The following is a 14,012-nucleotide window of genomic DNA, read 5'->3' on the forward strand; positions in this document are numbered from 1 at the left end:
GAAGCGCAGCCGCCGACAGGCGACCGTAGTCCCGCTCGTTCTCTTCCATCCGGACTGTAACCGTCGGCTCCGGAATCGCACCGGATCTGCTGACCCTTCCGAGGCCCGGAAGGCGCTCGCGGGCTCGGGCGAGAAGCCCTTACCGCCGGTGGGGACTTCCACCCCGCCCTGAGAACATTGACGGCGAAGCTATGGAAGAGCTGATCTTGCCTGTCAACCGACGCGATGATCTCGGACGCTTGGGAGCAAATGCGGCGATCCTGACAGGACAGTGTCAGGAGAAGCGGCGTCGTCTTGCTGTGACGGACGCCTGGGCATCTTGCTGGCACGGCCATTGCCCCGTTACCTCTGTCGTGTAGTGGACGTAGTCGGGGAACCGGCGCGAAGGATCGGGACGGAATGAAGGAAAAGCTCTCTCTGGCCATGGCGCGCCGCACGGCATTGGCGGCGCAGGGATTCGGGGAACGCCGCCCGGCAGGTCCGATCGACCGGCGACATCTCAAGCGCTTCCTCGCCCGCAACGGCCTGCTGCAGATGGATTCGGTCAACGTGCTGGTGCGGGCGCATTATATGCCGCTCTATTCGCGACTCGGGGCATACCCGCTCGGCCTCATCGACGACAATGCGCGCGGCCGCAAGCGCATGATGTTCGAATATTGGGCGCACGAGGCCTCGCTCCTGCCGATCGAACTGCAACCGCTGATGCGCTGGCGCATGGAGCGTGCCGCGCGCGGCGAGGGGGTCTATGGCGGGCTCGTCCGCTACGGACGGGAGCGAGCCGACTATATCGATGGCATCCACAAGGAGATCGTGGCGCGCGGGCCGGTCGCGGCTTCCGACTTCGACGGACAACGGGGGCAGGGCGGCTGGTGGGGCTGGAGCGAGGCCAAGCATGCGCTGGAATGGCTGTTCTGGACCGGCCGGGTGACCACGGCCGAACGCCGCGCCAGCTTCGAGCGCGTCTATGACGTGCCGGAACGGGTGTTGCCGGCCGCAGTCCTGGCGCAACCCACTCCGTCGGCCGAGGATGCCATACGCGAGTTGCTGCGCATTTCCGCCAGGGCGCTCGGCATCGCCACGGCGACTGACCTGCGGGACTATTTCCGGCTGCCGCCCGATGACGTGAAGGCGCGGCTTCCGGAACTGGTCGAGCAGGGAGAATTGCTGCCGGTGAAGGTCGACGGCTGGAGCCAGCAGGCATTCCTGCATCGCGAGGCCCGCATGCCCAGGCGGATCGAGGCGCAGGCGCTTCTGTCGCCTTTCGATCCTGTGGTGTGGGAGCGGTCGAGGGCCGAACGCCTTTTCGGTTTCCGTTACCGGATCGAGATCTACACGCCCGTGGAGAAGCGGGTCCATGGCTATTACGTGCTGCCTTTCCTCCTGGGCGATACGATCGCCGCCCGCGTCGATCTCAAGGCCGACCGGCAGGCGGGCGTGCTCAAGGTGGCGGCGGCGCATCGCGAAGAACAGGCGGGAGCGCATGTCGCGGAGGCACTCGCAACAGAGCTTCGCGGCATGGCTGGATGGCTGGGCCTGGCGAAGGTCGAGGTGCTGCCCAGCGGCGGTCTGGCGCCGGAGCTCGCGGCAGCCGTCGCATCGGTCTAAAGCAGATTCCGGAAAAGTGTCCCACGATTTTCCGACAAGAATCTGCGACAAAACAAAGGCCTAAGCAGACCATTCGTTGGCTTGCCAAGGAATGTCTGCTTAGAACCGCGCGAGCTTTCTCCGGACCTTCGCGAGGAAGGCCGCGCGGCTTTCCGGGGTCGAGCTGTCCATCATGTAATGCGCCGTGTAGAGCGTCTTGCAGCGCCAGGCGCAGAGCGCGCGCATACCGCGCAGCAAGGTCTTTCGACCCGGCTGACCGATCACGAACGACCACCAGCGCGGCGCCCCGCAAGTGGTGATGACGCCCAGCTTGCGGATATGTCCCATCAGCGGTGTGATCCTGCGGCGGCTGTCGCCCATGGCGAAGGCGACATCCTTGGCCCAGACGCGGTCCAGCCAGCCCTTCAGCATGGCGGGCAGGCCGTACCACCAGGTCGGATAGATGAAGAGTATGGCTTCCGCCCAGGCGAGATGAGCGATGTGAGCCTCGAGCGCCGGGTCCTTCGGAGCGCACTCGTTGTAGCTGCGGCGTTCGTCGACGGGCATCACCGGATCGAATTTTTCGGCGTAAAGGTCGATGACCCGCGCCTCGCATCCCTTCTGGACGATGGCCTCGATCGCCGTGTCGCGTATGGCAGCACAGAAGCTCTCCGGCACCGGATGGCAATAGACCACCAGGACGCGCATCAGAACGTGTCCATCTCGGCCGCGACTTTGTCCATGAATCTGCGCCGCGATTCGTCGGTGGAAAGGTTCATCGAATAATGCGCGAGGTAGGAAACCGGCGCGCCTGGCCGCACCGTGGCGCGCAGGAGCCGCCTTATCAGCTTGCGCGGCGGGTCACCCATCAGCCAGGCCCGGAGCCTGTCGCCGCCATAGGTGGTCACCGCGACGGCCTTGCGTATGTTGTGGAGCGATGGCCTGGCCTTGCCGTCGACCAGCACAAAGGAAACGCCGGGCAGGAAGACGCGGTCGAGGAAGCCCTTCAGGATCGCGGGATAGCCGTAGTTCCAGACGGGAAAGCAAAGCACCAGCGCCTGTGCCCAGCGCAGCCTCTCCACATAGGTCCGCACCGTCTCGATATTGCCGGGCACGTCGTGATAGGCGATCCGCTCGGCGCGGGTGAGGCGCGGATCGAAATCCTCGGCATAAAGGTCGCAGTCGTCGACTGTATGGCCCCTGGCGATCAGCCGCTCGACGATCAGCCGATGGAGTGCCGCGTTGAAGCTGGTCTCGACCGGATGGGCATAAAGAACGAGGACATTCATGCGTCCCACCGCGAAGCTGCGCGATCATATCGTGCTGGAGTTCGGCACCCGCGCATTCAGCCGACCTTCTGCAAACCCCTGAACAGGAAGGTCTTGCTTGACCGGTAGTCGTAAGCAGGGTCCTCCCAGGCGATCATCTTGCCGGGGTTGAGCAGGCCCTGCGGATCGGCTTCCTGCTTGAAGGCGAGCTGGATGTCGTCGGTCTGCTTCATCCCGCCTTCCTCGAGCGTGTAGCGGTGCGGGTTGAAGATCGGGCAGCCGTTCTCCTCATGGAGGCGCACGATCTCGTCCAGGCGTTCTTCGGTCGTGAAACGCACCAGCGGAAGGCCGAAGCAGGTGATGTTGCCGTCGAAGCGCACGAATTCGAGATGCGAAAAGACCTCGCCGGGAAACATGGCGTCCATCTTCTCGACCAGCGCCAGATGGTTCGGGAAGGGGTAGAGCGATTGCAGATAGGTGATGGAGGGATCGACGCGCAGTGCCCGCAACGTCGTATGGTTCCAGGCGAGCTCGAATGCAGGCGGAAGGCCCTTCCTGTCTTCCGCCTCCATGGTCGCGGCGTTGTAGGCGATCTCGCCGCCTTCGCGGCGGGTGAAGGCCAGGAAGGCGTCGAGAGAATGCGGCGCGACCATGACCAGGCAGATGCTCTGGCCCTCGCGCAGGAATTTCTGGTGCCGCTTGAAATAGAGCCATGGAACGGGGGCCGCGATCGGCGTGATCAGCTTGGTCAGGAGCCCGTCCTGGCAGGCCAGCGCGTTGCCGTAGCGGGCCGCGTCCATGAAGCTGTCGAAGCCCACGACGACGTCCACCCAGTCATAGGCAGCCGTCAGCGGCATCTCCACCTCCGTGATGATGCCGTTGGTGCCGTAGGCATGGGTCACCTTGTGCAGATCTTCGCCGGTGAGTTCGAGCACGCGCGGTTCGGCTTCCATGGTGACGACGCGCAGCCGCAGCACATTGCCGAAATCGCGCAAGCCGCCGAAATTGATCGATCCGACGCCGCCGGAGCCGCCGGCGATGAAACCGCCGATCGAGGCTGTGTTGTAGGTCGAGGGATGTAGCCGCAATTCCTGGCCCGAATGGGCGCGCGTGGCGCGATCGATATCGGCGAGCACGGCTCCGGGGCCGCAGACGACGCGGCCGGGTGCGATCGCGGTGACTGCGTTCATCTCGGCGAGGCTCAATACGACGCCGCCGGACAGCGGCATCGCCTGGCCGTAATTGCCCGTGCCGGTGCCGCGCGGGGTGACTGGGATGCCGAGCCGGTGGCAGGTCGCCAGGACGCGCACCACCTCGGCCTCGTTTCGCGGCGACACGACGATATCGGCCGTGACATGGTCGAGCTGGCGCTTCAGCACCGGGCTGTACCAGTAGAAGTCGCGGCTTTTCTGCTGGACGATCTTGGGGTTGTCCTCGATCTTCAGCCCGTCGAGGTCCCGTTTCAGTGTGGCGAGATCGATCGTCATGCCATCAGTTCATCCAGTTCCGAATAGTCCGGCAGCCTCGTATCGATCGCCTTGCCGCCGCGCACGACGAGCCGATCCGATTCGGGGCGCGACAGCAGTTCCGTCCAGCTTCGTCCGCGAAAGACGACGAAGTCGGCCGCCGCACCGGCGCCGAGTGTTCCGGGGCTCTGTAACCGCATGATGTCGCCGGGCGTCTCGGCCACCGCTTTCGGCCAGTCGCCGACCGGATGGTCGAAATGCAGGATGCGGGTCGCCATGCGGTACACTTCGAGCATGTCGAGATCGCCATAGGCGTAGAAGGGATCGCGTGTGTTGTCCGAGGCGACGGCGACGGGAATGCCGTGCGCCTTCATTTCGTGCAGCAGAGTGACCCCGCGCCAGCGTGGCGTGGTCAGGTCCGGGCGGCGGTCCTGGAGATAGAGATTGCACATTGGCAGCGACACGACAGAGAGGCCGGCCTTGGCCACCTTGGCGAGCGTGTCGGCCACCTCCCTGTCGGGCTGACGGGCGAGCGAGCAGCAATGGCCGACCAGGACCTTGCCCTCAAAGCCGCTCCACAGCGACGCTTCGGCGATCTTGCGCAGCGAGACGGCGGAGACGTCGTCGGTCTCGTCGGCATGGAAGTCGAGATCGAGTCCATGTTCGATCGCGGCGCGGAAGATGCGGTCGAGAAGCTCGTCGAGGTCCGGGACCATATAGGTCACCGCGCCGAGCACCCCGCCTGCCGCCGCGACCCGCTTGACCATTGTGTCGAACCAGGCCTCGTCGCGGATGGCATCGATGCCGAACAGGCAGGACGCCTGCAATTCGATCCTGCCTTTCCAGCGCTCGCGCATGGTCTCGAACACCGGCCAGGAGATCGCATCCTGGGGCGGGCTGCTGTCGAGATGCGTCCTGATCGCCCTTGTGCCGTGGGCATAGGCGCAACGCAGCGAGAACTCCATGCGTCGGGCGACGTCGTCGGCATTCCAGCGTGCGGCACGGTCGGTGCCGACGGCGGAGAGGGCGCCGGGAAAGGAGCCGTCCGGATTGGGGCTGCGGGCCCAGATATGGCCCTTGTCGAGATGGGTGTGGCAGTCGACGAAAGCCGGCAGCACGATGCGGCCGTTGAGGTCGAGGGTGCCGGGCTCCGGTGCCCGATGACGCGTGGGCGCTATGGCCGCAATCTTCCCGGCGGCCACGCCGATGTCGGCGGCGGCGAAACCGTCGGAATCGAAATCGGCCCTCAGGCCCGGCGTGAGCGAGGCGTGGACACGCGCGCCGGTGAGCACATAGGCGCCGGATGCGGGAAGTTGGATTTCAGTCATTCCAGCCCTTCATGAGTGTTTGACTGGCGGGGCGAAACTCTTGACGTCCGGCGCTGCCCCTCATCTGCCTGCCGGCAAATCGGTCTTCTCCCCGCGTTGCGGGGAGAAGGTACCGGTCCACCCTCCGCAGCTGCTGCGGAGGACGGGCAGGCGGATGAGACCCACCGGCCGGCGTCGGGCGCCATCCTGGATGAGTGCCGCGTGTCTTCGCACCCCTCTCTGTCCACCTGATATCTTCCCCACAAGGGGGGAGACCGGCCGGCCGCTTGGATTTCGCCAATCGTCAACGTTGCAGGACGAGTGCCGTCATCGATGACAGCCAGTCTCCCCCCTTGTGGGGGAGATGTCCGGCAGGACAGAGAGGGGTATCTGGCCAAGACGTATCCGACTGAAATCAAAAGGCTTTCTGCCCTGCTTTCAGAGCATGGGCCCAGACCGGCATCGCCGAATCCCTTATCCGACTGAAGCAAAACGGATTTCAGCGCTGCTTTCATGGCAGGGGCCTCTCGCGACGATCGTGAGACCCGTCGGAAAGCGGAGCAGGGCTTCGACAAACCACCCTACCGCTCCTGCTTCAACGCGCTTTCGTGCCAGCGCCTGAGGATAAGATGCGAGACCAGGCTGAGCACGAGGAAGATCAGGATGCCGGTGAGCGAGATGAGGATCAGCGCGGCGAAGAGGCGCGGGGCGTTCAGCCGGTAGCCGGCCTCTATGATGCGCGAGGCAAGGCCCGACGACTGGCCGCTTGCGCCGGCGACGAACTCGGCCACCACGGCGCCGATCAGCGACAGGCCGCCGGCGATCTTCAGTCCGCCGAGGAAATAGGGCATGGCCGCGGGCAGGCGCAGCAGGCGCAGTTGCTGCCAGCGCGTCGCGCCGTTGAGCTGGAACAGGTCGCGCAGGTTGCGGTCGACCGAATTCAGGCCGAGCGTCGTGTTCGACAGGATCGGGAAGAAGGCGACGATCCAGGCGCACAGCAGCAGCTTGGCCGTCTGGTTGTCGACATAGATGTTGATCAGCGGAAAGATCGCCACGATGGGCGTGACCTGGAGCACGACCGCGAAGGGGAAGAACGACATCTCCACCCATTTGGACTGCGCGAAAAGCACGGCCAGGCCGACGCCGCCGACGACCGCCAATGCGAGGCTGAGGAAGGTGATCTTCAGCGTGACGAGCAGCGACGAGAACAGCAGGGGGGCGTCGGTCCTGAGTGTCTGGAGCACCACGCCGGGGCGAGGCAGGATATATTGCGGGATCTCGTTCCAGACGCAGATGCGGTCCCACAGCCAGATCGCCACGATCATGATGACCAGCGGCAACAGCCAGCGGCCGACCCGCTCCAGCCGCGCGTTGCGGACGCGGCGCGCCTCCTCCGCGTCGAGCGCCTGCGGCCGCGCATTCTCTTCCAGAGCCGTCATCGCCGCGTCCCCGCATCGATCGCTTCGGCCAGCATGCCGGATGCCCGGCGGCAGAGCGCCGCATAGTCGGCCGACGTCCGGAAGGCTTCGCTCCGCGGATAGGGAGCCGTGACCGCAAGCTCCTTGTGGACGCGTCCGGGGCGGGCCGCCATCACAACGATGCGGTTCGACAAAAAGACGCTCTCGAACACGCTGTGGGTGACGAAGACCGCTGTGAAGCGCTCCTCCTGCCACAATTCCAGGAGGTCGTCGTTCAGCTTGAAGCGGGTGATCTCGTCGAGCGCAGCGAAGGGCTCGTCCATCAGGAGGACCCGCGGCTTGGTGACCAGAGCGCGGGCGATCGAGACGCGCATCTTCATTCCGCCGGAGAGTTCGCGCGGCACGGCGTGCTCGAAGCCGGCGAGATGAACGCGCTCCAGCATCATCCGCACGGCATGATCGGCCTGGCGGCGCGAGACGCCGCGCAGGCGGAGCGGCAGCCAGACATTGTCGAACACGCTCGCCCAGGGCAGCAGCGTCGGTTCCTGGAAGACGAAGCCCACGCGGTCGTCTCCCAAAATCTTGTGCCATTGAAGCGTGCCCGATGTGGGCATCGACAGGCCGGCGATGATGCGCAACGCCGTCGACTTGCCGCAACCCGACGGTCCGACGAGGCTCAGGAAGTCGCCCTCCCGGATCGTAAGGTCGACATCGGCAAGGGCCTTCACGCCATTGGAGAAGGTCTTGCCGACGGCGCGCAGCAACAGCAGCGGCGCGCCGCTCTCGGTATCCGCCGCCATTGGCGATGCCTGCTCCTGAAGCATTCCGGATTGGCCGGCCTTACTTCTTCAGCTCCAGCCCGACGCCCTTGTTCACGAACTCCAGCGTGTAGGCCTTCTTGATGTCGAGCCCTTCGGGAACGACCTTGGCCTTCACCATCGTGTCGTAGAAGCTCTTGATGTGCTCGTCGGTCATCGCGCCGATGCCGAGTTTTTCCGCATCGCCGGAATCGACGATGCCGAACTCTTTCATCTGCATGATCGAGAAGGCGATCTGCTCGTCGGTGATATCGGGATTGTCCTTCTTGATCATTTCGTTGGCGGCCTTGTTGTCGCCGTAGAGGTAGTTGTACCAGCCCTTGGCCGAGCCATCGACGAAGCACTTCACCACGTCAGGCCGCTCGTCGATCGTCTTCTGCATCGTCTCGATGGTGGTGGCATAGGTGCCGAAGCCGTAATCCGCGAGCAGGAAAATGTTCGGCTTGAAGCCGCCCTCTTTTTCGACGGCGAAAGGCTCCGACGTGACGTAGCCTTGCTGGATCGACTTCGGATTGGCGATGAAGGGTGCCGGGTTGTAGACGTAAGGAATGCGCTTGGCTGCATCGAAGCCGAAGTCAGTGATCATCCACTGGAAGAAGCTCTGGAATCCTTCATCGCCGATGATGAACTGTTCTGCGTTCTTCAGGTCCTCCCATTTGTCGAGGCCCTGGCCGGGGTGCGACATCACCACCTGGGGCTCCTTCTGGAACGAGGCGGCGACGATCCTCAGCGGAATGTTCTGCTGCACGGCGTCGAAGGCCTGCAGCAGGTTGCCGCCCATGTAGAAGTCGATCTTGCCGGCCATAAGCAGCGGTCGGCCGGTGACCTGGGGGCCGCCCTGCGTGATGGTGACGTCGAGGCCGCAGGCCGCATAGGTCCCGTCTGCCACGGCCTGATAGTAGCCGCCGTGCTCGGCCTGCGCGAACCAGTTGGTCATGTAGGTGACCTTTTCGGCGGCCGCCGCGCCGAAGGCCGACGCCGCCACCAACGCGGCCGTCGCGACGGAGATGCTGAAGTTCCTGTTCATCGACACCACCTCTTGTTGCCCGTGCTCTTCGCCGGGTCCGACACTGGAGAACCAAGAAGCAAATCGCATGCCATCGGCTCGCACTCTTGGAACCGTCGGCCGGGCCGTCGGCGGGTGGTGTGGCCGGACGGGTCATGCCGCTGCCCGAAAAGCATCGTGCCCATTTTTTGGGCCGCTGTCCACAGCGGGCAGGCGCTGCGCACAACCACCTTCTGCGGATCAGAGAATGGCTTGGGATAGCAGAAGGATTGCGCCCACAACCATCATGGCCAGGCCTGGCCAGTTCGTCCCCAGGCCGAGGAATCTCACCCCGCGCCGCGCCGGCTCGAGCGTGGGGCTTCGAGATTCCACCTGGGATGTCGTCGGATCGCTCATCCGGCCCCGCCAGATGCTCTGCCTGGCAAGATAGAGCAGGCCGGCAATCACAAGAAGCACGCCGAGCCATATGGTCAGCATCCTTGCCTCCGGAACGCATCGATCTTGGCTGCTATCTAGTGTGGCAAGCGATGGCGGCAACGCGCCAGCGACCTTACAAAAGGCGCCGGTCTGAACTATGGACAACATAACGCTGGCAAATCAGGCGAGGCAGAGGTGACAGAGAACAGAAGACGGGTCTGGTGGGGCGATTTCCGGACGACCGAATATGCCTCGATCGATCCGGAGGCGACGATCGCGGTGCTGCCCGTCGCCGCGATCGAGCAGCACGGGCCGCATCTGCCGGTTTCGACCGACACCACGATCATGAACGGCATGCTCGAAACGGTCATTGCGCGGCTGCCCGACGATCTCGACGTCCGCATCCTGCCGGTACAGGCGGTCGGAAAGTCCAACGAGCATCTCCATGCCGCCGGCACGCTTACCCTGCCGGCGACGACGTTGATCGATGCCTGGACCGAGCTTGGCGTCTCGATCGCGCGCGCCGGTCTGCGCAAGCTGGTCGTGGTCAATTCGCATGGCGGTAACGAGGAGATCATGGGCATCGTCACGCGCGAGTTGCGCGTGCGCTTTTCCATGATGGCGGTGAAGACGAGCTGGCAGCGCTTCGGCCGGCCGGCCGGCATGTATCCCGAGCTGGAGGATCGCCACGGCATTCACGGCGGGGACGTCGAAACCTCGCTGATGCTGCATTTCCGGCCCGATCTCGTCGACATGACCAAGGCCGAGAATTTCATTTCGGGTGTGGCGCGCGCCGAACAGGACTTCGAGCTTCTGCGCCATACCGGTACCCACGCCTTCGCCTGGATCGCGTCCGATCTCAACCCGCATGGCGTGGTCGGCGATGCTTCGGTCGCGACCGCCGAGAAGGGCAGGCTGACGGCGGAGTTCCAGGCCGACGGTTTCATCCGGCTGCTCAGGGACATCCGCAAGGCCAGCCTGGCGGATTATCTCGCATAGAGGCTACATACGCACGCGTTCGGCCTTCGGATCGTAAAGCGGCTTGAGTGCGGCTTCGGCGGCGAAGCGCTCGCCGGCGATTTCGATCTCGTAGGACGACGCGAGCACATCCGCCTCGCTCTCACCGGCGCAGGGCACATAACCGAGCCCGATGGCGCCGCCGAGATGGTGGCCGTAATTGCCCGATGTGATCGTGCCGACGATCCTGCCGTCGCGCACGATCGCCTCGTTGTGGAAGAGCAGGGGCTCGCGATCGGCGAGGCGGAACTGGACGAGCCGGCGGGAAAGCCCTGCCTCTTTTTTCCGCAGCACCGCGTCGCGGCCGATGAAGTCGCCCTTGGATGGCTTCACGGCAAAGCCGAGGCCGGCTTCCAGGACATGGTCCTCGTCGGTGATGTCGTGTCCGAAATGGCGGAACGCCTTTTCGATGCGGCAGGAGTCCAGCGTGTGCAGGCCGCAGAGTCTCAGCCCCGTCCCGGCGCCGGCGTCCTCGATCGCCTCGAAGACATGGGCCGCCTGGTCGGTCGGCACATAGAGCTCCCAGCCCAGTTCGCCGACATAGGTGACGCGGTGGGCCCGGGCCAGCCCCATCCCGATCTCGACTTCCTGAAACGTTCCGAACGGATTGTTCTCATTGGAGAAATCGTTCGGGCTCACCTTTTGAATCAAGCCGCGCGACCGCGGCCCCATCAGGCAAAGAACGCTTTCGGCAGCCGTCACGTCGGTGACCACGACGAATTCGTCGCCGAGATGCCGGCGCAGCCAGGCGAGGTCGCGCTGGAGCGTCGCCCCGGGCACCACCAGCAGGAAGGCGGTATCCGAAAGCCGGGCGACGGTGAGGTCGCTTTCGATGCCGCCTTTGGCGTTGAGCATCTGGGTGTAGACGATGCGCCCGGGAGCGACATCCACATCGTTGGCGCAGAGCTTCTGCAGGAACGCCGCCGCATCGCGGCCTTCCACCCGGATCTTGCCGAAGGAGGTCATGTCGAAGAGGCCGACGCCGTTGCGGACGGCGAGGTGCTCGTCTCGCTGGTTGTCGAACCAGTTCTGGCGTTTCCAGGAATAGCGGTATTCCCGCTCCTGTCCGTCGCGGGCGAACCAGTTGGCGCGCTCCCAGCCGGCAACCTCGCCGAAGACGGCGCCGCGCGCCTTGAGGTGCTCATGCAGGGGCGAGCGCCGCACGCCGCGCGAGGTCACGACCTGGCGGTAGGGGAAGTGGTCGGCATAGAGAAGGCCGAGCGTCTCGGAGACGCGCTCCTTCAGGTAGCGGCGGTTCTTCTGGAAGGGCTGGGCGCGGCGGATATCCACCTCCCAGAGGTCGAAGGGCGCTTCGCCGTCGTTTATCCATTGCGCCAGCGCCATGCCGGCGCCGCCCGACGAGACGATGCCGATCGAATTGTAGCCGGCCGCGACCCAGTAGCCGCCGAGTTCGGGCGCCTCGCCGAGATAATAGCGGTCGTCCGGCGTGAAGCTCTCCGGGCCGTTGAAGAATGTGTGGATGCCGGCCGTGCCGAGCATGGGCATGCGATTGACGCCCTTTTCCAGGATCGGCTCGAAATGCGCGAAATCCTCCGGCAACTGGTCGAAACAGAAGTCCTCCGGGATGCCGGCCATGCCCCAGGGTTTGGCGACCGGCTCGAAGGCGCCGAGCATCATCTTGCCGGCGTCCTCCTTGTAGTAGGCGCATTCGTCGGGCACACGCAGCACCGGCAGCCGGCTGAGGCCGGGGATCGGCTCGGTGACCAGATAGAAATGCTCGCAAGCGTGCAGCGGCACGGTCACGCCGCTCGAGGCGGCCAGCTCGCGTGCCCACATGCCGGCACAGTTGACGACGATGTCGCTGTCGATCGTCCCCCGTTCCTCTTCCTTCTCCCAGGACACCCCGGTGACGCGTCCCCTGGCGGCGTGGATCTTCGTCACTTTCACATTCTCGACGATGCGGGCGCCTCGCTGCCGGGCGCCCCTGGCGAGCGCCATGGCGATGTTGGCGGGATCGCATTGGCCGTCGAGCGGCAGATGCACGGCGCCGACGACGTCGGAGGTGTTGAGATGCGGATACATCTGCTTCACCTCGGCCGGCGAGATCTCGCGCACGTCGACGTCGAAGGCGCGCGCCAGCGAGGCTTGCCGGTAGATCTCGTGCTTGCGCTCTTCCGTCAGCGCCACGGTGATCGAGCCGACCTGGCGCATGCCGGTGGCGACGCCGGTCTCGGCTTCAAGCTTCACATAGAGGTCGGCGGAGTATTTCGCGAGCCGCGTCATGTTCTGGGAGGCGCGCAACTGGCCGATCAGCCCGGCGGCGTGCCAGGTCGTGCCCGACGTGAGTTGCTTGCGCTCGAGCAGCACGATGTCGCTCCAGCCGAGCTTCGCCAGGTGATAGGCGACCGAACAGCCCGAAACGCCGCCGCCGATGACGACGGCGCGCGCCTTGGCGGGTAGCAAACTCATGCGGCCTTGCTCCTGTATTGCGAAACGAAGCGGCGCAGACGCGTCACGGCTTCCTCGAGTATGGCGTCGGGCTGGCAGAGGCTGAGGCGGATATGGCCGGCCGCCGCCTCGCCGAAGCTGGCGCCGGGCATGACGCTGACCTTCTCCGCGTCCAGCAGGGCGAAGGCGAATTTCTCGCAGTCGGGTTCGATCGCGCGGATGTCGAGCATGACATACATGCCCCCTTCGGAGCCGCGCACCACGACGTCGTTCATGCCCAGGATCGCATCGAGCAGGATCAGTCGGCGCGCGGCATAACGCTCCGCGATCTCCCTGACGCCGTATTCCTTCTCCAGCGCCTCGGCCGCGGCGTGGGAGACGAAGTCGGTGAGGCCGTAGGTCGTGACGAGATTGAGGTCGATCAGTTGCCGGATCACGTCCTTCGGCGCGGTCAGCCAGCCGATGCGCCAGCCGGTCATGCCGTGGCTCTTCGACATGGAGTTGATGACCAGTGTGCGCTCGGCCATGCCGGGCAGGGCGCGCGGCGAGACATGCTCGCCGCTGCCCAGCGTCCAATAGACCTCGTCCGACAGAAGCCAGAGGTCGCGCTCGCGGCAGAGAGCTGCGATGTCCTCCAGCGATGCTTTCGAATAGACGGCGCCGGTCGGGTTGTTGGGCGTATTGATCAGGATCGCGCGGCTATCGGGCCGGAGCGCCCGTTCGATCGCGGCGGCATCGGGCTGGAAGCCGTCTTCGGCGCGCGTCTCGACAACGGTGTAGCCCGCGCCGGCGGCACGGAACGTGCCGGGATAGGTCGCGTAGTAGGGCGCGACCACGATGGCGTGGTCGCCGGGATCGAGCACGGCCTGTACCGCGGCGTAGAGGGCGGCCTGACCGCCCGGCGTGGCGATGACCTCGGCTGGCGTGGTCGCGACCCCGGTGGCTTGGGTCGAAACCTTGGCCATGGCCACGCGCAGCTCGGGTATTCCGGGAAGCTGCGTATAGTGATGGAAGCCACCATGCAGGGCGCTCACACACGCCTCGACGGTCTCTTGCGGCGTCGAGAAATCATGGTCGCCGACCGACAGCATGATGATGTCCTCGCCGGCATGCCTGCGCGTCATGGCAGTGAAATGCACTTCCCATCCGTCCTTGCCGGAAGGAATGATGCCGGTGATGCGGGAGGAGAGGCGAGGCATGTTGATGTTCCTGATGGGTGGAGTTCGTGGGCGGCGGCTTACCCCTCATCCGACCTCGCCCTTGCGGGCGAGGCCACCTTCTCCCACAAGGGGAGAAGGCTGG

12 protein-coding genes and 1 riboswitch are annotated in these 14,012 nt (G+C 65.0%); of the genes, 2 read left to right on the forward strand and 10 right to left on the reverse strand.

From position 1 onward, the window contains the following. Positions 1-33: 33 nt before the first annotated feature. Positions 34-180, reverse strand: a riboswitch (FMN riboswitch). A 219-nt stretch (positions 181-399) separates the two neighbouring features. After that, entirely contained in the window at positions 400-1,605 is a 1,206-nt protein-coding gene (locus JN302_RS20185; RefSeq protein WP_202328749.1) for a winged helix-turn-helix domain-containing protein, read from the forward strand. A 99-nt stretch (positions 1,606-1,704) separates the two neighbouring features. Here the strand turns inward: JN302_RS20185 and JN302_RS20190 are convergent, their stop codons facing one another. From JN302_RS20190 to JN302_RS20225, 8 genes are all read right to left on the reverse strand, one after another. Further along, positions 1,705-2,292: an NAD(P)H-dependent oxidoreductase gene (locus JN302_RS20190; protein WP_202328751.1), complete on the reverse strand. Its 588-nt coding sequence runs from the start codon at positions 2,290-2,292 to the stop codon at positions 1,705-1,707. After that, positions 2,292-2,873 carry an NAD(P)H-dependent oxidoreductase gene (locus JN302_RS20195; protein ID WP_202304426.1) on the reverse strand — a complete coding sequence of 194 codons (582 nt, stop codon included), beginning with the start codon at positions 2,871-2,873 and terminating at the stop codon, positions 2,292-2,294. The genes JN302_RS20190 and JN302_RS20195 overlap by 1 nt, the downstream gene beginning before the upstream one ends. Positions 2,874-2,929: 56 nt before the next feature. Continuing rightward, positions 2,930-4,333 carry an FAD-binding oxidoreductase gene (locus JN302_RS20200; RefSeq protein ID WP_202334368.1) on the reverse strand — a complete coding sequence of 468 codons (1,404 nt, stop codon included), beginning with the start codon at positions 4,331-4,333 and terminating at the stop codon, positions 2,930-2,932. Between the two features lie 2 nt (positions 4,334-4,335). Beyond that, positions 4,336-5,646, reverse strand: a complete 1,311-nt coding sequence (locus JN302_RS20205) for a cytosine deaminase (RefSeq protein ID WP_202328753.1) — start codon at positions 5,644-5,646, stop codon at positions 4,336-4,338. A 560-nt stretch (positions 5,647-6,206) separates the two neighbouring features. Next, positions 6,207-7,064, reverse strand: a complete 858-nt coding sequence (locus JN302_RS20210) for an ABC transporter permease (RefSeq protein ID WP_202328755.1) — start codon at positions 7,062-7,064, stop codon at positions 6,207-6,209. Further along, positions 7,061-7,843, reverse strand: a complete 783-nt coding sequence (locus JN302_RS20215; protein WP_446720669.1) for an ABC transporter ATP-binding protein — start codon at positions 7,841-7,843, stop codon at positions 7,061-7,063. The genes JN302_RS20210 and JN302_RS20215 overlap by 4 nt, the downstream gene beginning before the upstream one ends. A 40-nt stretch (positions 7,844-7,883) precedes the next feature. Beyond that, positions 7,884-8,888 (reverse strand): ABC transporter substrate-binding protein, encoded by a 1,005-nt coding sequence (locus JN302_RS20220; RefSeq protein ID WP_202328758.1) that lies wholly within the window; start codon positions 8,886-8,888, stop codon positions 7,884-7,886. A gap of 219 nt (positions 8,889-9,107) precedes the next feature. After that, entirely contained in the window at positions 9,108-9,344 is a 237-nt protein-coding gene (locus tag JN302_RS20225; protein WP_202304431.1) for a hypothetical protein, read from the reverse strand. 135 nt (positions 9,345-9,479) lie between these two features. Here JN302_RS20225 and JN302_RS20230 point away from each other — a divergent pair, with 135 nt between their 5' ends. After that, a complete protein-coding gene (locus JN302_RS20230) occupies positions 9,480-10,283 on the forward strand; it encodes a creatininase family protein (RefSeq protein WP_202328759.1) in 804 nt (267 codons plus the stop codon). A 3-nt stretch (positions 10,284-10,286) separates the two neighbouring features. Here JN302_RS20230 and JN302_RS20235 read toward each other — a convergent pair whose 3' ends face one another. After that, entirely contained in the window at positions 10,287-12,731 is a 2,445-nt protein-coding gene (locus tag JN302_RS20235) for a GcvT family protein (RefSeq protein ID WP_202328760.1), read from the reverse strand. Next, complete coding sequence (locus JN302_RS20240; protein WP_202328761.1) at positions 12,728-13,909, reverse strand: pyridoxal phosphate-dependent aminotransferase; 1,182 nt, start codon at positions 13,907-13,909, stop codon at positions 12,728-12,730. Before JN302_RS20240 ends, JN302_RS20235 begins: the two co-directional genes overlap by 4 nt. Positions 13,910-14,012 lie beyond the last annotated feature (103 nt).

Origin of the sequence: Mesorhizobium sp. L-8-3, from assembly GCF_016756615.1 — a bacterium.
Classification (GTDB): domain Bacteria; phylum Pseudomonadota; class Alphaproteobacteria; order Rhizobiales; family Rhizobiaceae.